Origin of the sequence: Rahnella sp. RFA10(1/100), from assembly GCF_004195115.1 — a bacterium.
In the GTDB taxonomy this organism is placed as follows: domain Bacteria; phylum Pseudomonadota; class Gammaproteobacteria; order Enterobacterales; family Enterobacteriaceae; genus Rahnella; species Rahnella perminowiae.
On record NZ_SEWR01000004.1, the window covers coordinates 223,598 to 249,864 of the forward strand.

The following is a 26,267-nucleotide window of genomic DNA, read 5'->3' on the forward strand; positions in this document are numbered from 1 at the left end:
CTTATCCTATTGCGCAATCCGGAGCACTGGAGATGACCTGACAACCGCAAAGGCATTTACAGCCATCCACCACAATGGCTTTACCGTCTGAGGACCATTCGGGTGAACCTTCTACAATAGGGTTAACACCGTGAAAGGGAACAGGGCAACTGACTTTGTCACCTATTAAGGCGACAGGTTTTCCGTTTACAATCATGGTTGAAGAGGCTGAAATAACAGAGCCACCGTGTGTGGTTTTATCGCCGAGTAATACGAAACCTTTTGGCATGAGAATTCCTTTTATTTGAGGTTTAAGTAATATTGATGAAATAACGTTAAAGGTAATTTAAATATGCGAATTTTAAATTTTGTCTTAATTTTTTTTGTCGGGAGAAATTACGTAATTCTGTTTAATGTTATTGGAGTTTGTTTTTTCGTAAAATATCCATGGCGGTGTTAATCAATATGGTATCCATAAATCCTACCTCTCATTCATACATTTATGAGAAATATATCAGACCTCAAGTGGAAAGGGTTTTTGATTTCCTTTTCTACCCATTGACTATCAGAGGGTGGAGACAGTGTTTTATCCGTTGCTCTGGTGCAACTGCTTAAAATAAGTACTGAATAAGTAATGTTATACCTACCCATGTAATAACTATCTAAAGTAACGGAATGTGTTGGGAGGCTTGCATTGTTTTTAGATATAGCACAGCGTTCACCATACTTTTCTAAGCAGAAATCACCCATTTCGAAAGTGCCGCCTATGACATAAACCATATTTTTTATGGTTTCTTTAAGGAATTGTTCTTTCTGTTCACAACCAGCAATAAGAAATAAACTCAGAGGGATTATTATTATTTTCTGTAGGACATAAGGCGCATTCCTTCGCATTAATTGTTAGCGATACTTTTCTGGTAAGGATTGGGCGTTAATTACGCAGCGGAAGGTAATGTTAGGGAAAAATCCTTGCTCGGCTACTTTGTAAGGATCTATTTTTGGTTCCGATTCAGACGCTTTACGAATATCCCCATTATATTTTATAAGGACATCTACTGGAAAAATTCTTAACAACGGTTCTTTTCCCGTTCTGAACATAGTTGTTGCCGTCGGTGTTGCATCATCTTTACGGCTATCTCCTAGCGGCATTCCCCTCAATACTTTTTCAATACCTAATTGTGGGCCAGTAGGATTATGCGCGGGACTATTTTGATAAAATGTATCGCTGAACCAGTCAAACATCCATTCTTGTCCATTTCCTGCCATATCAAATATTCCTAAGGGCGACGCTGGAAATTTCCCTACTGGGTATAAGCCGGCATAATAACCTGAGTATCCTTTTTCTTGTTCATATGAGGGAACATTAATACCAACTCTAAAATGCCCATCGTTAGTGCCATACTGAGTATCTTGACCGCGATTCCGAGCAGCGTATTCCCATTGAGCTTCTGTTGGTAAGTTAAATGGTAGGCTAGTTTTTTTTGCTAACCACTGACAATAGTCCATACTCAACTGCCAGTTAGCGGTAGCTGGGTAATCATCACCTCGTAACGAAGGGTATTTTTTTAACCATGTTTGATCAATCTTTAGCTTAGGGAGTGATTGGTCATTTGTAAAATGATCATATTCACTGTAAGTGACCTTATACTTAGCCATGTAAAAACTATCAAGTGTTACCGAGTGGACTGGCAGACTTGCATTATTATTGGAAAGAGCACAGTGTGTTCCATATTCTTTGACGCAAAAATCACCCATTTCGAAAGTGCCGCCTTTGACATAAACCATATTTTTCATGGTCTCTTTAAGGAATTGTTTTTTCTGTTCACAACCAGCAATATGAAATAAAATCAGGGGGATGATGATTATTTTTCTGTAGGGCATAAGGCGCATTCCTTCGCATTAATTGTTAGCGATATTTTTCTGGTAAGGATTGGACATTAATTACGCAACGGAAAGTGATTTTCGGAACGAATCCGCGTTCAGCAATCTTATAAGGATCAGTTTCGGTGTCTGCCTCAGTTGCCTTTTCAATATCGCCATTAAATTTATCCCATAAGTCGGGTGGTAAATCTTTTAATAATGGATCTTTGCCAGTTCTAAACATCGTTGTCGCGGTTGGTGTTGCGTCATCATCAACACTATCACCTGCAGGAAAGCCCCTCAGTGATTTTTCATTGCCACTAACAGGACCAACGGGATTTTGTGCAGAGCTATTTTGATAGTAAGTCTTGCTATACCAATCCAGCATCCACTCTTGCCCATTGCCTGCCATATCATATAGCCCTAATGGAGTCGCTGAAAATTGTCCTACTGGGTACAAACCAGCTGCAAAACCAGCATATTGTTTTCTCTGTTCATAGCCAGGAACTGTTTTACCTTGAATAAGGTGTCCGTCTACGGTTCCATATATTATATCTTGTCCGCGATTGCGTGCCGCATACTCCCATTGTGCTTCTGTAGGAAGGCTAAACGGAAGGTTTGTTTTATTGGCTAGCCATTGGCAATAATCACTACTTAGCTGCCAATTTGCAGTCGCTGGATAGTCCGCATTTCTCAAATTAGGATAACGCTTAAGAAAACCTTCTGAGATTTTCAGTTTTGGTATCTTGTTGGCACTTGTATAAAAATCATAATCCCTATACGTGACTTTATACTTTGCCATATAAAATCCATCTAGCGTCACGTCATGAACTGGTAAGCTGGCATTATCGTTATGAATAACACATCTTTGCCCGTATTTTTTAAGGCATACATCTCCCATTTCAAAGGTTCCGCCCTGGACAAATACCATGTTTTGTAATGTTTTCGTAATAAATTCATCACTCCTATCACATCCTATTAAGCTCAAAATTAAGGCTGCAAGTATTGGTGGTTTAAAGTTTCGCATTTCTAAAATCTCCATTTCTATGTTAAAGCTTCATTTTTATAGTAAAGTCTACAAATCATATTTACTGCCAATTTATAATCGTATGTATCATTTGCCATTATTTCATAACCTGCCATTGGCGTGGTGCTAAGTCTCTGATAGATTGATTCAAACGATTCTCCGAAACCATCGCTTATCAAGGTTATAGTACCAAACTCTACTTTTGATCTATCGCCAAAATACATACGACTTGCCAGGCGAGTTTGCTTTTTTTTCCAGTCTGGGTATTTTTTTTCACCTAGTACCAGTGAACAATGCTGAATGACATTTTCGTATTCTGATTTTGATTGAACCCAGCGAAATATATTGATGACTCCCTGTTTAAACTTAGCATTGTTTTCATTCCACATATCTTGTAGGGCATCTACAAAGTCTTCTTCCGTTAACATTGCAAGCATATTGCCTTTTACTTCAGGAGTTGAATATTTGCATAGATTTTTGTCAGGCGATATTTTTTCAATAAAAGCAATCCTTTCGTCTTTTGTCTCTAAATAATTATTAATGGCAGCATCAATGTCTGAAGCGGATTTATATAGTTTTTTAACATTTTCGCTATTATTGATCAGGGTTAATAAATTTATTTTAGCTAAATAGTCAAATGCATCTTTTTTAATTACGACTGCCAATTTCTGATAATCAGCATCTCGTAATAAATAATAAACATATTTTAAAAAATCAAAAAGCATTTCGCCATCTACTTCAAAATCAATGCCACCGCTTGCACCTACACCCCAACATAATCCAGCATGGCAGGCGATATAAAGTTTTCCATCTGATAACTTAATTTCGAACGTCGCTTCAAAACCTGCACCATTAAGGTACGATACGCTTTCACTGATCTTAGCAATCGCTTTATAATCCTCTTCTTTTGTCGAGGACATCTTTTCAGGCTCTTTCCACATAACAGCACCTGAAACCTCGCCTTTTGCTTCGATGCCGGCAAAAGCACGAATACCGCCTCTGACTTCTGAGTTTTCATTAACTTTGGTTAAACTGATTTTTCTTTCGCCAGGTGGCAGAGTGGGTTGGTAGTCTGAACCGCTGCCTCTTATACCAGCCGTTTTGTCTCCATCAGGTTTTTTATTTATTGTGATGCCTAGTTCCGCAGTTAAGGACGCCCCCACACTGCTGGTAGCTACCACTTCCAGATCCAGTCGAAAATATCCCAGTAGACAATCACCTCCGCCACGCTTCGGCACTGAAGGTAACCAGCCTAAACGGTGGGGGAACATCACTTTAAAATTTGCTTTCGCTTCCCAGATGGCGAATTCGGCACTGCCACTTACTTTGGCCTGTGCCTCCATATTGACAGGGTCGAATTCCAGATTAGCGCCGACACCGGCGGTATACCGTAAAAGCTGAGCACCGGCGGAAGCATCGAAATGATCTGATCCTGACTGATCTTTCTCATCATGCAGTTGAAATTTAGCCGCTTTGTTCCATTTATCCGACCAGGCGAATAATGAACCTGTGTGGTCGGCAGGATCGACGATATCCCAGTCTTTTTTAATTTTAACGCTGACGTCTTTAAGCTGATTATGCAGTTCTTCCTTATCAATTTTCCCATCTTTGATAAAGCTGCCTTTTCCGCTTTCTGCCTGTTCCGGAATGTAAGGTTCCCATCTTTTACTGTTCAGGCTCGGGCGAACATAAATAACTTTTCCTTTACCACCAGATTTGCGTATTGGCAGCACCTCGATTAATTTTTCAGTGTTATTGCCAATTTCACTTAGTGAGTGAGGTTTATCTTCAGTATCGTCAGCAGCCTGCATGGGTTCGAGGAAGTTCAGGCCACGTTTCAGATTTTTATTGGCATCAAACAGAGTCTGTTCAAGCTGACTGTATTTCGAACTAAGCGCCGGGTCTTTTGGCGAAGCCAGGCATTGTCCCTGAATATCGGCAAAGGCTTTTGCTGCACTGATTTGTTTCTCAACGAGTCCTTGCAGGCGGTTGTTTTCATCTTCAATGGAAGTGGCTGTTTCACCGTCCACGACATAATAGTATCCGGTTGAAAGCTCGAAATAGACGACACCTTTATCTTTGGACTTGATATGCGCGTCTGTGCCCGTTCCCAGTGCTTTGGTCTGAGCTTCGGCAATGGGTTTGCTTGAATCCGTCATGTTAACTCCCTGTTATTCATCTTCCGTGTAGAGCCTGATACTGCCAGGTGTTGCGCCGTATACCGCTGTTGTCTTCCCTTCAGCATCCGTTCTGCCGTGTATCTCTTCGCCTTCGGCGGTGATTAATTTATACAGATAGTTCGGACGGGGTTTACCGGTGTTTTGATCTCTAATAACAAAAAACTCATTGAAACCTTTGGGAAACTCAACTGGTTGTGAGTGTAAACTTGCGGCCCCTAATTTTTGTACATTTGCAGCTTTGAGCAGGATATTCCCTGGAGCACCCAGTTCAATATTACCGCCGCTGATTTTGATATACGCACCGGCGCAGGTCAGTACGAGTTCGGAAGAGGCTGTAACGGTAACTTTCCCTTCCGCACTGGTCAGCTGAACATCTTTTTTCGCCAGTGCTTCAAGGTTGTCGTCCTGCGCCTGTATTTCCACTTTCCCTTTAGCCGCAAACATTTTCATGCCCTGTTTAGCGGCAAACAGGCTGACATTTTCACCCGCAGAGACAGTGAAGTTCTTCATCGCGCTGATATCGGTATTTTGCTGCGAAATGATGCCCACGCTGGCATCTCCCGATGCCAGTCGCACCGCTTTCGGGCTACTTACGCTGATGCCTTGCGGAGCATTGAGTAAAATACCGGGCTGAACCAGGTTGCTGAGCGACCTGGTCAGCATCTCTTGTGAATCGGTGTCTGAGGGGGTAGCAGTAGCAATCTCAGCTGCAGTTGACATACTTTTCGCCAGCGAAAGGGCATTTTCAAGTTGAGCAATGGCAGCGTCCATGTCCAGCATCTGAGTACTGACACCGGCCTGATCCGCCGTGATAAATAAACCTTTCCCGCCGCGTATCGCTCCCCATTTATCCGTTCTCAGCTCAAACCCTTCACCGCGCTGTCCGCGTTTAGCATCCACATTATGCCCAAGGTTCAGCTGGGTTTTACCCCCATATTCGGTGCTGAGTTTGATGTGTTCTTCGCCGCGCTTATCTTCCATGCGCAGTTTGTTATTTGCAGGCGTGCGGATGACGTTGCGGGTGTTGTTTTTCTCGGTGACGTGATCGGTATGACGTGAATCATGAAGCGCGTGCGCGATATACGGGCGATCAGGGTCACCGTCGTGGAACGCGATCGCCACTTCAGTGCCCTGGATCAGCGGGAAGTGAATACCATAGACATCGCCGCCATAAGGTTTGGCGAGGCGGACGGGCATGCTTTCCTGACCCTGCGCCTTTTCATCCTGATCAGCATCGAATTTGACGCGATATAACCCCGCAGCATCCTGCCAGGCATAGATGTCGTTGGCTTTTGCGCTTGTGATGCGTGCCATCATCGTACCGCTGACTTTAGGACGCGGTTTAAGAGCAGGGCGCCAGCACAGGGTTTCGCTGTAGGGGGCAGCGGTAAAGTTCACCGATAATGAAGTCGCCCTGCTTCCGGCAAAACGTAAACCAGTGATGACGACGGGCGATTGCCAGACTGCCGGAAGGGTAGGTGGCAGAGTGCTTTCCTGGACAGTGAGCACTTGTAGCAGGACCAACGTCGCATCCGTGCTACTTCCACTCAGTTGGGTTTGTGCTGCTAAAAAACGCTCATGCTCAAGACGTGCCCAAAAGTTGCCGCTTTCCGGTGCGGGTGTCATTGCGTCACCGCGAACTAAATGGCGGGGCTGGTACTGGTAGACATCCCCATAAGTGATGCCATCACCGTCACCCCGGCTCATATCTGCCCGTGCGGAAACCAGTGAAAGCTGGGCTTCCCGATGGTTATAATCTTTAGCCAGTACCGACGCCTCGACAACCTGATGGCGCAGTGCCAGACCCCATACCGCTTCGACGCCGTTATCATTCATCCCGGCCGGATTACCCAATGGCAATGTCTTACCAAACTGGTAGCAACTTTGTTTATCGCCAAATACCACTATCTCGGTTTGTGTGTCTTCCTGAAGCGTGAAGGTATAGAAAATCCCTACTTCGGCCAATAAACGCTCGATAAACGCCCGATCACTTTCATCAAATTGGTTAATTTGTTCACGCTTCGGATAGCTCAGCTTTAAATTGAACTGAAACTCCCATCCTTTGAAGTTGTGTTCGCGCAGAATCTGTTCAACAACCTCAGGGATGGATTTTTGGAGAAAGAATCGATGTGAGCGCTTCTGATTACCTAAAAGTGCGAAGAAGGGTTCAACGGTAATCTGGTAATGGGCTTCATCCGCTGAGCCTGTCAGACGGGTGAAATGAGTCACCACGCCATGTACGACTTTTTGCACGTGCGGCATCGTCATACCTGGAACCAAAGCCCCTGCGGTTTGCATCGTCAGCGTTGTGCTACGCCTTAACATCGTTTTCGCATCAATATCTTTATTGGCGCAGGTGAAATCGATTTTGTAACGATACCCGTAACTTATTTCTTCCTGTCCCGTAAAAGACTCCACGTCGAGATACACATCACAGCTCTGAACATCGAGTCGGTAACGATTCAGGCTTCCGGAGAGCGAATTAGCTGTATCGGTTAATGTATCGATAATATTCATTTTGCATCCTTCTGCATTACCCTGAGTCAGCAAATCATGCTCCGGTAATATGTGTCCTTTGAATGAGTAAATTGGCAGGAACTATTTAGCTATAAACGTAGCCGCAAACACTTCTCTACTTCCGTTTTGGGTGTCAATGACTGAAAAGCTCACGTTATATTCATTATTAGCGATAAATGCATAGCCCATTAAAGGTAAGCAGCTATTTCTGGCATATATTTTTTCAGTGAAATTGACAATAAACTCATTCGATTCCCCTGTTTTTTGTATTTTCATCCGTTCGAAGACCGCGTTTTCACCTGTCTCCGAGGAATATACGCACACTTGTCCGTCAGACTGTTCTACTTCAGCGATATCCCAAGGGATCCTGTCACCCAGGCATCCGGTGAGCAGAAAAACAAGCATTAATATTGTTATCTTCATAGTGCCTCCGGTGACTGAAATGAACCCAGAATGCTCTCATACATGCGTATAAGATCGACATCAGCATAATAACTGTCTTTATTAATAAAGTTATTGCCCCACAGTCCTTGCCAGGTGCTATATCCCATATCCCGCAACACATAATAATCTGAGACAATAGAGGCTTGTTGTTCCATGGAATAGTCAGACAGACGGTTTTTAGTTAAATCATAATGATAATTTGCAGCCCAACTGAATAGTCCGCGAAGTTTAACCAGCATGCCATGCTGATACTGCCAGACGTGGCAGAGTTCATGTAAAAAAACATGCCTGCTGTCTATGCTTATTCTGTCTGATGAAAAGTCAGCGTAATAATAGCCTTCCCGCAAATAAACCTCTCCGTTTGGCGTCATGGCGACATTCTTCGCCTGTAAACCGAACGGAAGGTAGCTGCCGCAATGGATCCAGACTGTTGAGTAGTTGATCTGTTCGCCGTAAAGCGTTTGCGCTAATCTGACTTCCCCCGGAGCCATTCTCCTGAGCTGTCCTTCTCCGCCTGACATATACGTTTCCTTTAAAGTGAAAATCATAATACGTATTGGAGTGAAAGCGTTTCCTGGTCGTCAAATTCCAGCGTAATCCCGTCTTCCTCATCCCAGCCCAGTGCCAGCGCGGTGGTGCGCTGTTGCCCGGCTATGCGTTGCAGTAATTGCTGGCTGAGCACCGGCAGGACCTGCTGATTAAGCAGGCTGTCGATGTTGCGCGCACCGGTATCAGGCAGCAGGCAGGCACCGACCAGCGTGTCGTACAGGCTTTCTTCGATGGTGCAGCGCAGGCCGTAATATTTGCTCAGACGTCTGGCGACTTGCGCCAGTTTCATCTCGACGATAGTGCGCATGGCCGCAGCGTTCAGCGGTTTATAAATCAGCGTCTGGAAGCGGGCGAGCAGCGCGGGCTGGAAATGATCGCGCAGGATCGGGCGCAGCAATTCCTGCAAATCGCTGTCGGTCGCTTCCGGCTGTTCATCCAGGAGTTGCATCAGGTGGTCGCTGCCGAGGTTGGCGGTCATCAGGATCACGGTGTTACGGAAGTCGATTTCGCGTCCTTCACCGTCGCGCATAAAACCGCGGTCGAACACCTGATAGAACAGATTGATGACGTCACGGTGCGCTTTTTCCACTTCATCGAGCAGGACGACGCTGTAAGGACGTTTGCGTACGGCTTCCGTTAAAATGCCACCCTGCCCGTAACCGACGTAGCCCGGAGGTGAGCCTTTTAGCTGGGAAACGGTATGTGCTTCCTGATATTCACTGAGGTTGATGGTGATCAGCGATTTTTCGCCGCCGAACAGGCAGTCGGCAAGCGAGAGAGCTGTTTCTGTTTTACCTACGCCGCTCGGGCCGACCAGCAGGAATACGCCCAGCGGGCCGTCCTCAGACGTCAGGCCGGTTTTGGCGGCACGCAGACGTTGTGCCATGCCGGCCAGCGCATGATCCTGGCCTACGACGCGCTTATTGAGATTTTTTTCCAGCTGCAGCAAATCGGTTTGTTCGTCTTTCAGCAGGCTGGTCAGCGGTACGCCGGTCCAGTCTGCAATCACTGTCGCAACGGTACGCACATCAACATCCGGCGATAGCAGCGGGATGTTGCACTGTAAATCAGTGAGTTGCTTTTGCAGGCTGGCAATTTCTTCCTGACGGCTGATGTCCTGACGGGTCTCCAGCAGTTGCTGTGTGAGGTCCTTTTCCGCGTGGTACTGAGCGGTCAGTATATTAAGTTGTTCGTCTAAGCTGTCGGTCTGTTGTTCAATTTGTTCCAGACGTTCACCGTGGGTTTTACTGCCCAGTACGATGTCTTCCAGCAATGCCTGTTCTTCCATTTCCAGCGCGGTGATCTGTGCCTTCAGGCGGGTCAGGTCTTCCGGCAGGGTATCCAGGCTCATGCGCACCCGGGCGGAGGCGGTGTCGAGCAGATCGACGGCTTTGTCGGGTAACTGGCGGCCGGTGATGTAGCGGCGGGATAGACTGACGGCGGCTTTCACCGCGTCGTCAGTAATATGGACACCATGATGTTGGGCGTAACGGGATTTCAGACCGCGCAGCATCAGGCATGCCATCTCGTCATCCGGTTCATCGACTTTGACTATCTGGAAGCGGCGCTCAAGAGCCGCATCACGCTCAAAATACTGCTTATATTCAGACCATGTGGTAGCGGCAATGGTACGCAGTTCGCCGCGGGCGAGGGCAGGTTTAAGCAGATTAGCGGCATCCGCACCACCGGCCTGATTACCTGCTCCGATAATGGTGTGCGCTTCATCGATAAACAACAGTACCGGCGACGGCGACTGTTGCACGGCATTGATGACGTTTTTCAGGCGCTGCTCAAACTCGCCTTTCACACCGGCTCCCGCCTGCAACAGACCCAAATCCAGCGTACGCAGACAGACGGTTTTGAGGCTCTCCGGCACTTTGCCTTCCGCAATGCGTAGGGCCAGGCCTTCGACCAGTGCGGTTTTCCCTACGCCCGGTTCGCCGACCAGAATCGGATTGTTTTTACGGCGGCGGGACAGAATATCCACCATCTGACGAATTTCATTGTCGCGACCAAATACCGGGTCAATCTGACCGGCTTTGGCTTTTGCGGTGACATCCAGCGTAAATTTATCCAGTGCGGCCTGCAGCGCTTCGCTTAATGACTGACCACGCATACCCGCATCATGTTGCGAAATAGCAGCATGATCGGAGAGCGATGACGGCGTACGGTTCAGGCTTTCCTGCTGCTGTAGCGCCGGGCGCTCTTCGGACAAAGTATCCAGCACCGGTTTCAGGCGACGGATATGTTCTTCGCTCAGGCTGAACAGCGGCCATAATCCTTCACAACGCAGCAGGCGCGGCTGCGCCATCAGTGCCTCCAGCAGATGTACACTGCGGATGTTCTCATTGTCATCTTGTAGTGATGCAGCCAGCCAGCCCGCTTTCATCAGCATTTGCAGATCCGGAGAAAGTTGCGGGCGGGAATGTACAGAGCGTGGCAGCGCATCGAGATGTGCCAGCAGGCTTTGCCACAAGGCGTCCATATCCCACTCGTAGCGGCGGGCCAGTACGGTAATGTCACCTTCGCCCAGTTCCAGCAATTTGAGCAGCCAGTGCTCGACAGTGATTTCACTGTGGGCTCGGGTCTGGCAGAGCGTTGCGGCGCCCTCCAGCGCTTTGGCACAATATGGGTTTAAGCGGCGAAGTAATACGGCTGACTGATGTTCCATGCTGAGTTCCTTTTTTGGGTACGCTACCGCCCTTAGCCATTTCCGTTGCAGGAAACCCAGGCCAATAAGGTCGATGTCCGTTTCTGTTTTTGTTTGCTTCATCCTCAGGCAGCGGTTCAGCAAACAAAAACAGCAGACGGTGAACCGTCTGCTGTAAGGTCTTACGCGGTAGTACGTTCGTTCCACGAATCGGAATGAATGATGTTGCCGTCTTTGTAGGTCCAGGTGATTTTTTCGTAACGCAGCTCAATAGCTTCGAGGTGGTTGTGTTTCTCTTTAGCCGGATCTTTTATGTCGTGCATTTTTGGCGCGACTTTCACCAGCTTGACGTTTTCCAGTTTGGTGTTGAAATACTCAACTTCCTGCCCTGCGTCGTTGATGCGATACCACTTGAACTCAGCAGATTTCAGGGTCTGACCGGTGGTCACGGCTTTGTACAGGTAGGGGCTGGAGGAATCGATTTCTTTGGTAAACAGGAACGGGGTGTGAATACGGGTACCTGTCAGTTTGCCGGTGTTGTTATCGGTCGGGATATACAGGTTGTGATCCTGTGCAACGACTTCGATGCTGCCTTCGCGATCTCTTACGTCTACGGAACCTTTAATGTCCGCACCGCCATCATCTTTCAGCCACAGATAAACAGGAATTGCCATGGGTAGTTCTCCTTTCAAGGTTAAGCATTCATCAATCATTTGATGAATGTGGGGTTGCTGTTGCCTGACAGGCATCTGCCTGTGGCACCAGACTGATTTCGACACGGCGATTAGCCGCACGGCCTTCCGGGGTGTCGTTTGTTGCAATCGGGCGGGTTGCGCCGTAGCCCTGTACGGCAAAACAACTTTCCGGAATGTCGCCGGTCTCTCGCATCCAGTTGCGTACTGACTCTGCACGCCGGTACGAGAGGAGTTGGTTGGATTTTTCATCCCCCGTAATATCGGTATGACCCGCTACCACGATCAGCCAACCCGGCTTAGCTTTGATTCCAACCAGCGCGTTGATCAACACTTTGGTGGAACCCGTTTTGAGCTCAGATTTACCTACGTCAAATAGCGACAGGGAATCTAACAGGATAGTTTTCGGTCCCTGCACAATTTGCGTAAGCACTTGCGGTGGTGGCGGAGGTGGTGACCAGCTATTAATCGCGGCTTCAAGCGGCGTAATCAGCCGCATACCCTGATATAAACCCACTGACATGCGCATCGGCGCTCCGCTGCGTAACCATTCATCCAGCAAACTGGCGTCAGCACGGAGTTGCTGCTGTGCAACTGTTTTAGGTGATGGAGGAGTGCCACTGAGGCGGTTATACAGGGCAAGGTGATCGCCCACGCTTTGTACCAGACGCTGGTTATTAACAAACGATGCGAGAAGCGCAAACAGGAGGAAAACACCACACAGCAAACCTGCTAACTGCCAGACCTGCATAAGACGAGAGACGCCATGACGGCGTGGCAGATAAGGCAATAACACTTCCGGCAATGGCAGACATTCCTTCACCTCGTGAACGTGAGGTGTGAGTGTGGTAATGCCACCTATATGACCCTGCCACAGATTGTCCGGGCTACCGGTGACGATGGTAAAACAAGCTCCCCAGACGCAGGGGATCAGGGCAGGGACATCGCCTTGTCGCTGAGTGAGGATGTTGCCTACGTGAGTTTCAAGCCACGGCAACAGGCTCTCCATCCAGAAGACAGCGCTTAACTTTACCTGACTGTTTCGTGCATCTGAGCGCTGGCTCCATTCCACAAGTGATATAACACCGGCGCCGGCTTCCTGGACCTGAACATCTTTAAAGTCAGGCGTGATGGTGAACCAGCGTTCAGTTTCAGTGGCGGATGCCGAGGGAGGCGAGAGCCATGTGCTGACCCAAACGGGAGGAACTCCTGCCAGCCAGCTTTTACATTGCACAATAGCCCGGTGCCAGACATGTAGCCTCTGTGTTAAATCATCCTTTTCCTGATGTTGTTCAGGCAAAATGGCAAGCAACACAGAAACCTGAGCAATAAGCGCCGGACGCTCCGCTGCCAGATGTTTCGCCAGTAACGGCAGATCTCCCGGCAATGCGACCGGCAGATACCACCCCTGACGCGTTTCACGGAAAGGGATGGATACGGAGAACAGCGGCATACTGTCGCCACAAACCAGCACCACAGCGCCTTGAAAACCTTCAGGCGGGAGAATGGCATCTGCGATTTTTACTTGAGCAATTTCATCGCGGTTGTACCCGCGCCACTGAAAATAACCCATGGTGAGGCTAATGATCGACACAAGCATGCTTAGTGCAATACGGCTGACGATACCGAGCGGCCAAAAACCCAGAATGAGCCACAGGGACAAACAGGCAGCCAAAGGCAGCAATGTTAACTGTGTTAATCCGCGCATCCGTCAGTGGTTCCCTGTCAGTTTAGAAACCATGTGCGTCAGCTGTGTGTTTAATACAAACCAGAGTGCAATCAGTATCACGATGCCCGCGACCCATGAGAACCAGTAGCTTTTGCGCCCTGAACGAAGGCGTAGTGAACGCGAAACGATCGGCGTTTCTTGTGCCGAGGCAAAAGGCGGTACTAACTGATTCAGTTTGCGCACAACGTCTTCCCTGCGCTCATCTCCTTGGTCCCGATAACGGCCAGCGAAGCCGAGCATCAGCGCCCGGTAAAAACAGGTTAGCACCGCGATATCCGGTGCTGGTTCCTGGAGTACCTTACGGATGCGTTCCCAAAACTCTTCCCCCGCATTGAACGTATTGAAATAACGTGCCTGCAACGGGTCTTTAATCCACTTCGTGTGGCCGCTGTCCTTTTTCTGACGATTGAGAATACTTTCATCAAGTAAAGCACACTGGGTATACAGCATATGGTCACAGCTGGTTTCGCTAAAACCGGCAGCTGACAGCGTCTCGTGCGCAGTGTCAATCCATTCACAGGCACGACGATAGAGGGCCTCTCCGTCATTAATTTCCTGCCCGTTACGCAACTGGCTGACCATTAGCCAGCAGGGATAAAATACTTCATCAATGAAAGACGTATTTTTTTTGCTCATGAGCGCAGCACCGCAAACAGTTCGAGTTTGATTTCGCCCAGCGAGCCGGGGGTATAAAAGGCACAGTTGCCCGAGTCCAGCATGGTCCGTGCAGCCGGGCTGTTCAGATCCAGGGCAAAATACTGGTTCTCTAGACGCAGCGGGATAGCCGCCGGGACGTGAGACAGCGCCTTCATTACCACTCCGTTCAGCGCCACATTGACTACGTCAGAAACATCCTCAAAGCTGCCTGCTTTACAAAGCAGGGGGAACTGGGTTTGCAACAGGTGGTTAGGAATGGAGGAGCGTACGGAAAGGTAGAAATCTGCACCGTCTCGCAGACGGGCATCGTGCAAGGAACCAGTCCAGAACTGAGCTTCATGTGTCAGCTCAATCGCGACCATACGGGATGGCAAGCTGGCTTCGAGCAAGGCATCCAGCAGGCTGAATAGCGGAGGGAAAACTTTCTCCGGCACATCATGCTGATACATAGGAATATCTTCAGCTTTATGCTCGAGAGAAAACGTTAGCAGACTGCCCGCCAGTCGCACCAGTTCACGATAGAACAGTTCGGGATGGCGGTCCGGAGACTGATAAAGCTCCATCAGAACTGGTTCCGCGCTGTTAAACGCATTCAGCAACCAGAATAAGGACACATCAGCCACTGCAAAGTCAGCCATCCGTTCATTGCTTTCACGGCGCATTTCCATCAGACGGCGACGGCGGATCTGCAGGCGATGGATCAAATCACCCAGTTCGGTCAACACTGTCGGACTGGAAGATAACGAAAGCATCGGCGGGATGAAATTCGCATCCTGCATCCACTGACCCTGCGCATTACGTACAAGACGTACGACAGGGCAGGTCAGATATGCACTGTTTTCCTGATACGCAAAACGCAGCGTGATCGCATGACGCTGGATCGCCAGTTCTGTCCGTTCATGCCCTGATAATTCTTGCACCGTCACCCATTCCTGCTGCCAGCGACGCGGCCGCTCACTGTCCTGACCATCATCAAGATTGCCGCCGTTGGCAGAAAGCAGCGGTAACGCCAGCACCACCTCTACCTGATCACGGTCAGCAATTGCTGACAAATCACACGCAGGGGGGAGATTATCAGCCAGTTCAGTATCCACCAGCGTGCCGTCGGGAAAGCGAACCGCCAGACGAAGGGCATTCAGGCGATACAGCGCCAACGAGCCAGTGTCGAAAGTCGCTTCAATAACACCCCAGGGATGGGCCAGTGTCATATGCGCAACAGTATCGGCGACAAAAGCTTCCCAGCGGGCTTGTTGCTGGAACTGTTGCGGGGCCAGAAAGGCCCCGTCACTCCATAACGGACGATAAATTTTCATCGTTTCTCCGTTTATGCCTTAGCCTTTGGCATCTGAGAAACCAATGACAGGTTCACGTCCATACCTTCCACCTGGAAGTGCGGTACGGCGTAAAGTTTTACGCGGAAGAAGCCCGGGTTGTCCTCGATATCTTCTACGGTCACTTTGGCATCACGCAGCGGGTGAGAAGCCTGCAGATCGTCGCCCGGATCGGTCATTTCAGTCACCAGTGTGCGGACCCAGGTATTCAGCTCCAGTTCCAGCAGACGGCGGTCTTTGGTGGTACCGATATTTTCGCGTTGAATCAGTTTCAGATAGTGCGCAATGCGGGACAGCAGGAAGATATACGGCAGACGGGCATTGATGCGGCTGTTTGCCGTGGCATCCGCAGTGTCATAGAGCGCCGGTTTTTGTGCCGAATTGGCAGAGAAGAAGCAGGAATAATCGCGGTTTTTATAGTAGGACAGCGGGATAAAGCCCAGATTAGCAAATTCAAACTCGCGTGTTTCCGGGATCATTACTTCAGACGGAATTTTCACCTGATTGCCGGTGCCCAGATCGTACAGGTGGATCGGCAGATCAGTCACTGCACCGCCTGCCTGTGGACCACGGATTTGTACACACCAGCCGTTTTTAATGAAGCTTTTCACCATATTGGCGGCAAACGCGAATGCCGCGTTGGTCCAGAGATATTTCTCATGGTCCGGGCCTTTCACTTCTTCAACATAGTTGAAACTGCGTACCGGTACGGTATCCGGACCATAAGGCAGGCGACCCAGCACGCGCGGCATGGTCAGACCGATATAGCGGGAATCATCGGAATCACGGAAGGATTTCCACTTGATGTATTCCGCCCGGTCAAAATAGTTGCCGATATCTTTAATTGCGGCGACTTCTTCCATGGAATCTTTCAGGAAGAATTTAGGGCCGACTGCGCCCACGAACGGCATATGCGCCGCCGCAGAGACTTTAGAAATATTACGCAGCAATGCGACATCTTGAGCTGACGCGTCAAACTCGTAATTGGAAATCACAGAACCGATAGGCTCGCCGCCCGGAGTGTCATATTCCTGAATGTAGGCATGGCGATACAGGCCGCTCTGAATGATTTCAGGGCAATCTTCGAAATCCTGACGCAGGTCGTCTTTGGAAACGTCCAGCAGTTCAATTTTGACGTTTTGGCGGAAATCGGTACGGTCCACCAGGAATTTCAGCCCACGCCAGCCGGATTCAATCTGCTGGAATTCCGGATGATGCATGACCACGTCTAACTGACGACTGATCTGGCTGTCGAGTTCGGCGATGTGATGGTCGAGCAGGGTTTTGTCCAGGCGTTCAACATTCTGGCCGGACAGCTTGAGGCGTTCCAAAAATACCTGTACAGCGGCTGTGACACGCTGATCGGCGGTAACATCGGCCAGTGCAGACGTGTCCTGAAAATCGTTCAGGTCACCCAGTGACGACACAGGCGTCAGGTTAATTTTGTCAAACAGGGAAGCGTATACAGTGCCCGCTTCAGGGCGATCCAGAACGGTTGTCTGGCTGGAAGAAGAATTTTCAGTATTGACTGACATAAGCATTATCTCGCATTAATCCATTAAGTGGAGGCAATTACGCCTTTGGTGCCAGGGCATTCAGCTCACTGCGCAGCTCGTTGCTCAGCGCAGGATCTTTGAGAATGGTTTCGAGCTCTTTTCGGAAGGTGGCGTTGTCAAGCAGATTGGATTTGAGGTCACGTAATAAATTACGCATTGCCAGCATCGCGCGCAGTTGGGGGATCTGACGGGCCACTTGTTCCGGTTCGAAATCTTTCATTTCGTTGAAATTGAGAGAGATATTTTCTTCGCCGTGGTCATCTGCCAGCGTATTTTCTACGGTCAGGTTCAGTGAGGGGCTGAATTCAGCCAATACGCTGTTAAAGTTATTCTTATTAATGTTAACTTTTTCGCGCTCAGATAACGGACGGTTCTCTTTTCCGTTACTGTAATCACCCATTACCATTAATTTTAACGGTAATTCGACTTTCTTCTGCGCGCCACCCGTGTGTAAATCCAGCTTTATGTTAACGCGTGCTTTCGGAATTTCATTTTGGAAACTATTAGACATGCTTATCCCTTACTTATAGAGTGATAAACGCTGCCAATGATTCTTAAAATATAATGTTGGCAACCCTGCCAAAACTGCATCCTTTTCCGAAAATAGATCGGAATAAATCAGGGCCACAAGCGATCAAAATATCCATGAGAAACATTTCGCAGTGTGTTTTGAATTTTTATGAAAAAGTTAAATCGCAGATAAATACCTGTGGCGATATTTTAGATAAATAATGCACAGCATTGACATGCAAATGGTGTAACTGAATGTTTCTGCTATCAAGGCGTGACATTGATGCTAATGCCTTTTTATATATACAAATTTTCCCCGCATTACCGTGCAGCCCTTGCAGGGTGAGGGTTTCACTAAGTCAAATTTTATATAATTTTTTGGTTGCTGCGAAAAGTGACAAAAAAATAAATAATCTAATTTTTTAAAATATTTATCTGAAATGCCAAAGCTTAAATGAGCATCATATTTAATCTATAGGAATAAAGTTATAAAAACTCTAATAATATTCACTCAAATAATGTTTGAGGTGCTTTTTATAAAAATTCTTGTGGAAAACACTTCATTTTCCATTTGAAAATATCTTGTGCTAATGGTGACAGGGATTGAGTGCGTCACCTCTAATCAGTGCTATATATTATTTAAAATAACTGAAATAGATGATTTTTAAGAAAGCCGCTGATTATTTTGAGATGTTTTGGCGGCAGGAAAAGCCTTTTAAGCACGTCCGGAAATTTCTACTATGATCGATCATCTTGCCAATAATTGCAGATAGGGCGCGGGAAATATTAAACATTTGGGCAGAAATGCCGATAAACAGACTCCTGCTTCGTTTTGAGAATCTCCCGATGTCGCTTAAAAAGTCGTCCTTGCTCGTTCTTATGGTTCTTTTCGCCCTCTTTTTCACCAGTATATTGTCGAATGTTTGGCTGCTCACCCAGAGTAACCATTCACTGGATGATGTGAACAAGGAGATCCGTGTAGTGCTTTCTATTATTGACCCCATTAACCACAGCCGGACCTCACGCGTTCGCGTAATGGAATATATGAAAGAAATTGAAAATGGCGACGGCCAGCAGTCAAACTCTGCTCTGGACGGGGTCACTGAAGTTATCGGTAAAGCCGATGCGGCCTTTCAGGCGTATCTTGACGCACCAAAATTGTCTGGTGAAAGCAGGCTTGCCGATGAATACCGCAGCACTTACCAAAATTATCGCCAGAATGGTATCCAGCCATTAATTGATGCGGCTAAGGCCGGTGATCAGGTAGCGTTTAAAGCCCACATCCCGGCTGTAGTGAAACTCGATAGTCAGTATGAAATCGTACTGGATAAAGTATTGGCCCTGCATGAACAGTACGCCAAAAATCTTAACAGCGATGCACAAAGTCATTTCAAATTTGGTATCGGGCTGACGATCGGTTTTGGTTTACTATTTCTGATCATCATTATCAGTGTACTGGTGTTACTGAAGCGTTTTGTTTTGGTGCCACTGCTAAGTTCCCGCGATCACTGCCGTCAGATTGCCGAAGGTCATCTCGATACGCCGGTACCTGTCAAAGCACAATCCCGCAGTGAAATTGAAGAACTGATGCAGTCGATAGAGTATATGCGTCAGTCACTGACCCGGATTATCGGACAGGTCCGTGACACCAGCCATACCGTGGCGCATGCATCCCAGGAAATCTCTGCAGGTAATATTGATCTGGCTTCCCGTACGGAACAACAGGCCGCCGCACTGACACAAACAGCCGCAAGCATGGAAGAACTTGGCGCGACGGTAAAACAAAATACCGAAAATGTCTCCCGTGCAAGCAGTCTGACACGTGAAGCGGTTCAAAATGCACGTGCGGGCGAGAAAGTTGCCCAGGACGTAATTGGTACGATGGGGCGTATTAACAGCAGCTCGAAAAAAATCGAAGATATCACCGGGGTGATCAACAGTATTGCTTTCCAGACGAATATTCTGGCGCTTAATGCCGCAGTTGAAGCAGCGCGTGCGGGTGAGCAGGGCCGCGGATTTGCCGTGGTGGCCAGCGAAGTGCGCAGCCTGGCACAGCGCAGTGCCGTGGCAGCAAAAGAAATCGAAAGCCTGATTTCTGAATCAGTGGTAAATATCCGTGAAGGCTCGGATCAGGTCTCACGTACCGGTGACTCCATCTCTGCGATCATTTCCTCTGTCACTCAGATTAATGTATTGATGGAACATATTTCGACAGCTTCAGATGAACAAAGCCGTGGCATCAGCCAGATTGAACAGGCGGTGACAGAAATCGATGGCGTGACACAACAAAATGCGGCTCTGGTTCAGGAATCAGCGGCAGCAGCGGCCTCGCTGGAAGAACAGGTTCTTCATCTGACCCGCTCAGTCGCCACATTCAGACTGGCAACGGTGTAGCCCTACCGTTGTAATGACATAAGTGATTAAGATAAAGGCGGTGATTAGCCGCCTGTATTTGATCACACGGGGAGTGCGGACTTTATGCGCCCTTTTTGTAGGTTTTATGAACAACGCAGATCTGTATATGTTCACCATAAATCCCTTCACAGACTCATTATTTTTCTTTATTCATCATCTTAATGACTCCAGACTTAATAGGTCTGGAGTCACAAATCTTTTGCCTGCGATCCTCAGACTTGATATAACTCCGGCCTGTGATTTTTAAGGTGATTTAGTGCAGATGAGTAAGATCAAATCCGTGGCTTCAGTTGAAAGAGATTTTGCTGCTGAAAATGTCGGCCAGCATGTTTTGGCTTATCTGCAAAATGTAAAAATGACACCGCTTGCAAAACTGGATGATTTTGATGAAGAGGGCAATGCGACGGTCAGACAGGTGATTAATGTTTGGATCCGGCTTTCGCTGATCCTGACGCGACGTCGGCCAGAAATTGCGGTTTCATCCCTCATGAAACACGTACTGCCGGTGATCGGTGAAGTACCTTTGAATAAAATCACCCGTTTACGACTGAATCGTTTGTTTAATGTCTTGTTGGCGGACGGGAAAATTTCGGAAGCAAAGCGTGTATTCGCCCTCTGTAAGCAATTTTTTGGCTGGGCTGAAACGCAGGGATATCTGGTTCATTCACCGCTAAGTTCCATGAAACGGCGTGATGTTGGCGGCCGCAATACCCCGCCACGTGAGCGGACGTTAACCGATGCCGAAATCTGGATTTTCTGGCATAGTCTGGATTTATGTGACATTTCTGAACAATGTCGCTGGGCATTGAGGTTTTGCCTGCTGACAGCACGGCGGCCAGATGAAGTGGTGCGTGCCAGGAAAGACGAGTTCCATTTGCAAATTGGTATCTGGCGACAGGGTACGCGCAATAAATCGGCTCGTGACCATAGTCTGCCGCTGACGCCATTAATGATCACCTGCATCAATGCTCTTTTGTCGTCCAGTCCGGAAGGCAGTCCCTGGCTGGTGCCATCGCCGCTTGATGCGCAAAAGCCCTTATCACGCGGCGCAGTGACACAGGTGATACGCCGTCTGTTGCGCGCGGAACGTGGCCTGGGAATAGAAGCTTTTACCACCCGTGATTTGCGCCGGACGGCGCGTTCCAAATTATCGTCCCTGAATGTCCCGAACGATGTTGCGCGTAAAATCATGAATCATTCACTGGAGGGTATCGACCGTGTTTATGACACGCACGATTATCTGCCACAGATGAAGCAGGCGCTGGAAGCATTTTCTGACAATATTCAGGGCATCATTGACGCACCCGATTACTATAATTTACGGCATAATTTTGAGGGCGAATCACTGCATGTTTGTGAAAGTTCGCTGCTGTTTATGGAGAGATAGCAAGCGTCGGCCCGATTTAAAGGTTATGTTGATAGCTGACGATGAAGAATATAAACCGGTAAGAACCAGGCCGGGATAAGCCAGAGATGTGACCTGCTACAATTGGTATTGACTTGGCAACCCAAGAAGACAGAGGACTAAGAATGCTTTCCAAACAAAACAAGGCTATCGGGCTGCCAGAACCGACGCAGACAATTTTATTGAGCACCGGTACAGCGGAAGAAAAACGGCAGGAAATACGTGAATATTTTCTTCGCACCTGGGAGTTGTACGAGAGCCTGTTTGATTGCCTCGCTGATGAGCGAGCATATTTCAGTAAGGCTATTTCGCTTCGTCATCCGCTGATCTTTTATTTTGGTCATACCGCGACTTTCTATATCAATAAATTGATGGCTGCCGGGCTGATCCCTCAACGTATTGACTCCCATATCGAAGCTATGCTCGCGATTGGCGTAGATGAAATGAGTTGGGATGATCTTGATGATCAAAACTACAACTGGCCATCGGTCGCCAATTTGCGCCAATATCGCGACAAAGTACGGGAAGAAGTGCTCGGTATAATTGACACTATGGCGCTGAGTTTACCCATCGGCTGGGACAGTCCTGCCTGGGTGATCCTGATGGGTATCGAACATGAACGTATTCATCTTGAAACGTCCAGCGTACTGATCCGTCAGTTACCGGTGCAATGGGTTAAGCCTCAACCTCACTGGCCCGTGTGCGAAATCGCCCGCCATGACCGCAACACTGTACCCGTGAATACAATGCTGGCCGTTAAAGGTGACATTGTCACTTTGGGTAAGCGTGATGATACCTACGGATGGGATAACGAATACGGCACATCTGAACAGAAGATTCAGGCATTTAGGGCCAGTCGGATGCTGGTCAGTAACGCGGAATTTTATACCTTTGTACAGGCCGGTGGCTATGGCGATGCACAGTGGTGGGACGAAGAAGGGGCAGGCTGGCGAAATTTCACACGGGCGGAAATGCCCACTTTTTGGGTGGGTTCGCCTCTTGAACCGGAGCAACTGAAATTACGTCTGATGACGGAAGAAGTGCCGATGCCGTGGGACTGGCCGGCGGAAGTGAATCAACTCGAAGCCGCGGCATTTTGTCGCTGGAAAGCTGTCCAAACCGGCGAATCAGTTCAGTTACCGAGCGAAGCTGAATGGATGATTCTGCGCAATCAGGTGGAAGGCGATCAGCCCGGGTGGAAAACAGCGCCAGGAAATATTAATCTCGCAGGGTGGGCATCATCCTGTCCGGTGGATCATTTTGCTCAGGGTGATTTTTATGATGTGGTAGGCAATGTCTGGCAATGGTCGTCCACGCCGATCAGTGGTTTTGATGGTTTCCGTGTACACCCTTTATATGATGATTTTTCGACGCCAACATTCGATGGTAAACATTCCATGATCAAAGGCGGAAGCTGGATTTCAACCGGCAATGAGGCGCTGAAATCTTCACGTTATGCTTTCCGTCGTCACTTTTTCCAGCATGCTGGTTTCCGCTATGTCATTTCCAGCCATCAGGAAGTGGTGAAAGTAAATCCGTACGAAACTGACGGACTGGTGGCACAGTACCTTGATTTTCAATATGGTCCGCGTCATTTTGATGTAATGAATTATGCTGAGCAACTGGCTGATATTGCGGTTAAAAATACTGTTAACCATGGCAGGGCGTTAGATATAGGGTGTGCTACGGGTCGTGCGAGTTTCGAACTGGCGCGTTATTTCGACTCTGTGGTCGGGATGGATTATTCAGCACGTTTTATTGATGTTGCTCTGTCACTGGCACGTGGTGAAACCCGTCGGTATGTCATGCCGGAGGAGGGCGAACTGGTGGAATATTGTCAGGCTTCGCTCGCCGATGTGAATCTGTCAGCAGAGCTTACGCAGCGGGTGACTTTTGTACAGGGTGATGCCTGTAACCTGAAGCCACAGACGGAGTTATACGATCTCGTTTTGGCTGCTAATTTGCTTGATCGTTTGCGTGAGCCAGCACGTTTTCTGACCGGTATTACACCGATGATCCGTTCTGGTGGTCTGCTCATGCTTTCTTCACCTTATACCTGGCTTGAAGAGTTCACCCCGAAAGAGCACTGGCTGGGCGGGTTCCGCGAAAATGGTGAAGCCGTTACGACCCATCAGGCACTGAAACGTTTACTGGCGCGCGAGTTTGAAGAGGTTCGGACACCAACAGATGTTCCGTTTGTGATCCGTGAAACGGCAAGGAAATTCCAGCATACTGTGGCGGAACTGACGCTGTGGCGTAAGCGGTAAATAGGAATTTCTGCAAACGATTAACGGTCGCTCCGGCGGCCGTTTTTTTTATCTTCTGATTGCGTGTGAAGACGCTTTTTTCTGCCTGAATGCGATAAACACTGAGGTTTAAGTTATCGTTGTTTAAGTTATTTCAAGCAAATGTATGTTGTAACTAAAATGAATGCCATTGTATTTTAAAATGACAGTAACAAAAGGGGAGTGCCGTTAAAGACCACGAATACCCATGACAGATGCCGGACACGAAGGTCCGGCATGGCAAAGCTGAAAACTTATTTCTCTGCAGGGCCACAACCACCGATCATTTTAGAAATTGAAATGGCAGGGTGCAGTAAATAAGTATAATCACAGTTTTTTTCTTTGTTAAAAACACTACCCGTACAGCCGGAAAGCGTTGCAACCACCGCAGCAAGAAGTGTCAATTTAAATAAATTTTTCATATAAATTCCTTTTTAAAATAGATAATTATGTGTATAAGCCGTCATTTGAAATTCAGGCAAGCGCGAATATACGCTTAACCACCGCAACAGGCAAATAAATACCAGTGATTTTACGTGAGGTAATATTTAATTTTCGATCCTCTCCGAAGCATTCATTATTAATATGTTTATAAATTTAATGATATTAATAATTTTATAAGGATTTAATATTCATCACATATATAATTAATATCCCTTATGAACTTTTTCAAAATGCCCTGAACTCAAAAGACTTTTTTCACGGGTCATTTAATGACAAACTGTCCTTACTTAGCCGCCGGAATGAACGTTCTTTGATGAAAGCTTCTCTTTGTCTCTGCCCGCTTGTACTGTTCACCGCCACTGTTTTATCTGCTCCTGACAAAAGCCTCATTCAGGCACAGTGCGTCGCCTTAAAAAATGTGCATATCAGTGCAGCTGCAATCGGACTTCCGACAAGAGGAGCGCGGGTTACCACCGTGGCGATGGCAGGCCATCCGGGTAATCAGCATTGCAAAGTTGAAGGGCAGATAGAGCCTGTCAATACTGATGCTCCCGATATTAATTTTGAGCTTTATCTGCCGCTTGACTGGAACGGTAAAGCCCTGCAATTGGGGGGGAGTGGTTTTGACGGCGCGATTAAAGACGCTGACACAGCACGCCTTGCCCCGGCAGCCACACCCGGAGCAATAAAACAAGGTTATGCCACGTTTGCCAGTGATTCCGGCCATCAGGGCGGGGTGTCCGATGCTTCCTTTACCCTTAATCAGGAAGCCTGGGATAACTTTGCCGGTGCGCAAATCAAGAAAACACACGACGTGGCCGTGGCCTTAATCCGACAAGCTTATGGTCGTAAGCCGGATCGCATGTACTTCCAGGGTAATTCACAAGGTGGCCACGAAGCGCTTGCCGCGATCCAACGCTTCCCGCTCGACTACGACGGTGCGATTGCCATTCATCCCGTTTATAACGTCGTTGAACTGCATCTGGCCGGGATCAGCATCGGAAAGGCAATCTACAACACGCCGGGCGCATGGATTTCGCCAGCAAAAGCCGCGCTGATTGCCAATGCCGTTACCGGCGCTTGCGACAAACTCGATGGTCTGGCTGATGGTGTGGTCGCGGATCCGGATGCCTGCAGTACCACCTTTAAACTGGCACATCTGCGCTGCCCGGAAGGAAAAGATGTGGGTGCCAGCTGTCTTTCAGACCCGCAAATCGCGCTGGTCCGGATGCTTGATAAACCGGTTCCTTTAGGTGTCAGTCTGCTGACGGGTGATCATTTCGCCCCATGGCCCATTTTGCGCGGTGCAGATGCATCCGCATTGGTCAGTGTTTTTGGCTCCGGTGCCAACAGGCCAAAACCAGAAGCCAGCAATATCATTATTTCCTTTCCTTATATGATGGGTGATCAGGCCGTACGCTACGAAGTGATGCGTGATGCCAGTTACGATTCTCTCCGCTTTGATCCCGCAGCTCACGAGACACGGCTGAAAGAACTGGCAGTACAAATCGATAATGATAGTGCCGACATTCACGCTTTTGTGCAGCACGGAGGAAAACTGTTACTGATGCATGGCACGGCGGATATGGCCGTTCCGCCGGGAAACACCGTGGCATATTACGAAAAACTGAAAGCTGAATTTGGTGAGCAAGAACTTCACCGGTTTGCCCGCTTTTACCTGGCCCCCGGTTTCACCCACAGCAGCGGCACTTATCGGGTAAGCTGGGATTCTCTGGGGACACTGGATAAATGGGTCGTACATGGGATCGATCCGGGCCAGCAAGTGATGACTGATACAAACAAAGCGACTGCAGGACGCGAAATGCCTTTATGTGATTATCCGTTGTTTCCGCGATACAACGGGAAGGGTGATCCGAAAGTGGCCTCCAGTTTTACCTGTGCCAGCCGATAATACTCCCCGTCCTAAGTTTTTCCCGATTCGGCGGGTACACATTTACATGAGATTGCAAGGCATTTACCTATATGAATTCACAGGTGAATGAACGTTCTCAAAAAATCTTGAACATCCGTTCAAGT

Annotated in this window: 19 protein-coding genes; 4 read left to right on the top strand and 15 right to left on the bottom strand. The window is 48.1% G+C overall.

Annotated features, from left to right (window positions below; all coding sequences use genetic code 11):
• Position 1: 1 nt before the first annotated feature.
• From ETV65_RS14460 to tssB, 14 genes are all read right to left on the bottom strand, one after another.
• A complete protein-coding gene (locus tag ETV65_RS14460; RefSeq protein WP_129953516.1) occupies positions 2 to 268 on the bottom strand; it encodes a PAAR domain-containing protein in 267 nt (88 codons plus the stop codon).
• A gap of 611 nt (positions 269 to 879) precedes the next feature.
• Complete coding sequence (locus tag ETV65_RS14465; RefSeq protein ID WP_165383742.1) at positions 880 to 1,860, bottom strand: SUMF1/EgtB/PvdO family nonheme iron enzyme; 981 nt, start codon at positions 1,858 to 1,860, stop codon at positions 880 to 882.
• A gap of 25 nt (positions 1,861 to 1,885) precedes the next feature.
• Complete coding sequence (locus tag ETV65_RS14470; protein WP_165383743.1) at positions 1,886 to 2,866, bottom strand: SUMF1/EgtB/PvdO family nonheme iron enzyme; 981 nt, start codon at positions 2,864 to 2,866, stop codon at positions 1,886 to 1,888.
• A 17-nt stretch (positions 2,867 to 2,883) separates the two neighbouring features.
• Positions 2,884 to 5,025, bottom strand: coding sequence for a hypothetical protein (locus ETV65_RS14475; RefSeq protein ID WP_129953519.1), 2,142 nt, complete (start codon positions 5,023 to 5,025; stop codon positions 2,884 to 2,886).
• 12 nt (positions 5,026 to 5,037) lie between these two features.
• Positions 5,038 to 7,563, bottom strand: a complete 2,526-nt coding sequence (gene vgrG, locus ETV65_RS14480; protein WP_129953520.1) for a type VI secretion system tip protein VgrG — start codon at positions 7,561 to 7,563, stop codon at positions 5,038 to 5,040.
• 81 nt (positions 7,564 to 7,644) lie between these two features.
• Entirely contained in the window at positions 7,645 to 7,986 is a 342-nt protein-coding gene (locus ETV65_RS14485) for a putative T6SS immunity periplasmic lipoprotein (protein WP_129953521.1), read from the bottom strand.
• On the bottom strand, positions 7,983 to 8,528 hold the full coding sequence (locus tag ETV65_RS14490; RefSeq protein WP_129953522.1) for a type IV secretion protein Rhs: 546 nt from the start codon (positions 8,526 to 8,528) through the stop codon (positions 7,983 to 7,985). Before ETV65_RS14490 ends, ETV65_RS14485 begins: the two co-directional genes overlap by 4 nt.
• A gap of 23 nt (positions 8,529 to 8,551) precedes the next feature.
• Positions 8,552 to 11,227 (bottom strand): type VI secretion system ATPase TssH, encoded by a 2,676-nt coding sequence (tssH, locus tag ETV65_RS14495; protein WP_129953523.1) that lies wholly within the window; start codon positions 11,225 to 11,227, stop codon positions 8,552 to 8,554.
• A gap of 161 nt (positions 11,228 to 11,388) precedes the next feature.
• Positions 11,389 to 11,880: a type VI secretion system effector Hcp gene (gene hcp / locus ETV65_RS14500; RefSeq protein ID WP_129953524.1), complete on the bottom strand. Its 492-nt coding sequence runs from the start codon at positions 11,878 to 11,880 to the stop codon at positions 11,389 to 11,391.
• A gap of 31 nt (positions 11,881 to 11,911) precedes the next feature.
• Positions 11,912 to 13,606 carry an OmpA family protein gene (locus ETV65_RS14505; RefSeq protein ID WP_129953525.1) on the bottom strand — a complete coding sequence of 565 codons (1,695 nt, stop codon included), beginning with the start codon at positions 13,604 to 13,606 and terminating at the stop codon, positions 11,912 to 11,914.
• Positions 13,607 to 13,609: 3 nt separating this feature from the next.
• Positions 13,610 to 14,263, bottom strand: a complete 654-nt coding sequence (gene tssL, locus ETV65_RS14510) for a type VI secretion system protein TssL, short form (protein WP_129953526.1) — start codon at positions 14,261 to 14,263, stop codon at positions 13,610 to 13,612.
• Complete coding sequence (gene tssK, locus ETV65_RS14515; RefSeq protein ID WP_129953527.1) at positions 14,260 to 15,597, bottom strand: type VI secretion system baseplate subunit TssK; 1,338 nt, start codon at positions 15,595 to 15,597, stop codon at positions 14,260 to 14,262. The genes tssL and tssK overlap by 4 nt, the downstream gene beginning before the upstream one ends.
• Before the next feature lie 11 nt (positions 15,598 to 15,608).
• On the bottom strand, positions 15,609 to 17,156 hold the full coding sequence (tssC, locus tag ETV65_RS14520; RefSeq protein WP_129953528.1) for a type VI secretion system contractile sheath large subunit: 1,548 nt from the start codon (positions 17,154 to 17,156) through the stop codon (positions 15,609 to 15,611).
• A gap of 31 nt (positions 17,157 to 17,187) precedes the next feature.
• Positions 17,188 to 17,682 carry a type VI secretion system contractile sheath small subunit gene (gene tssB, locus ETV65_RS14525; protein ID WP_129953529.1) on the bottom strand — a complete coding sequence of 165 codons (495 nt, stop codon included), beginning with the start codon at positions 17,680 to 17,682 and terminating at the stop codon, positions 17,188 to 17,190.
• Between the two features lie 845 nt (positions 17,683 to 18,527).
• Between tssB and ETV65_RS14530 the strand changes: the two genes are divergently transcribed.
• From ETV65_RS14530 to ovoA, 3 genes are all read left to right on the top strand, one after another.
• Entirely contained in the window at positions 18,528 to 20,075 is a 1,548-nt protein-coding gene (locus ETV65_RS14530) for a methyl-accepting chemotaxis protein (protein WP_129953530.1), read from the top strand.
• Between the two features lie 283 nt (positions 20,076 to 20,358).
• A complete protein-coding gene (locus ETV65_RS14535) occupies positions 20,359 to 21,483 on the top strand; it encodes a site-specific integrase (RefSeq protein WP_129953531.1) in 1,125 nt (374 codons plus the stop codon).
• A gap of 143 nt (positions 21,484 to 21,626) precedes the next feature.
• Positions 21,627 to 23,768, top strand: a complete 2,142-nt coding sequence (gene ovoA, locus ETV65_RS14540) for a 5-histidylcysteine sulfoxide synthase (RefSeq protein WP_129953532.1) — start codon at positions 21,627 to 21,629, stop codon at positions 23,766 to 23,768.
• A 272-nt stretch (positions 23,769 to 24,040) separates the two neighbouring features.
• Here the strand turns inward: ovoA and ETV65_RS14545 are convergent, their stop codons facing one another.
• Positions 24,041 to 24,208, bottom strand: coding sequence for a YhfL family protein (locus tag ETV65_RS14545; RefSeq protein ID WP_129953533.1), 168 nt, complete (start codon positions 24,206 to 24,208; stop codon positions 24,041 to 24,043).
• Between the two features lie 503 nt (positions 24,209 to 24,711).
• On the opposite strand from ETV65_RS14545, the gene ETV65_RS14550 reads away from it, so the two are divergent.
• Positions 24,712 to 26,142, top strand: a complete 1,431-nt coding sequence (locus ETV65_RS14550) for a tannase/feruloyl esterase family alpha/beta hydrolase (RefSeq protein ID WP_240782854.1) — start codon at positions 24,712 to 24,714, stop codon at positions 26,140 to 26,142.
• The last annotated feature ends 125 nt before the right edge of the window (positions 26,143 to 26,267 follow it).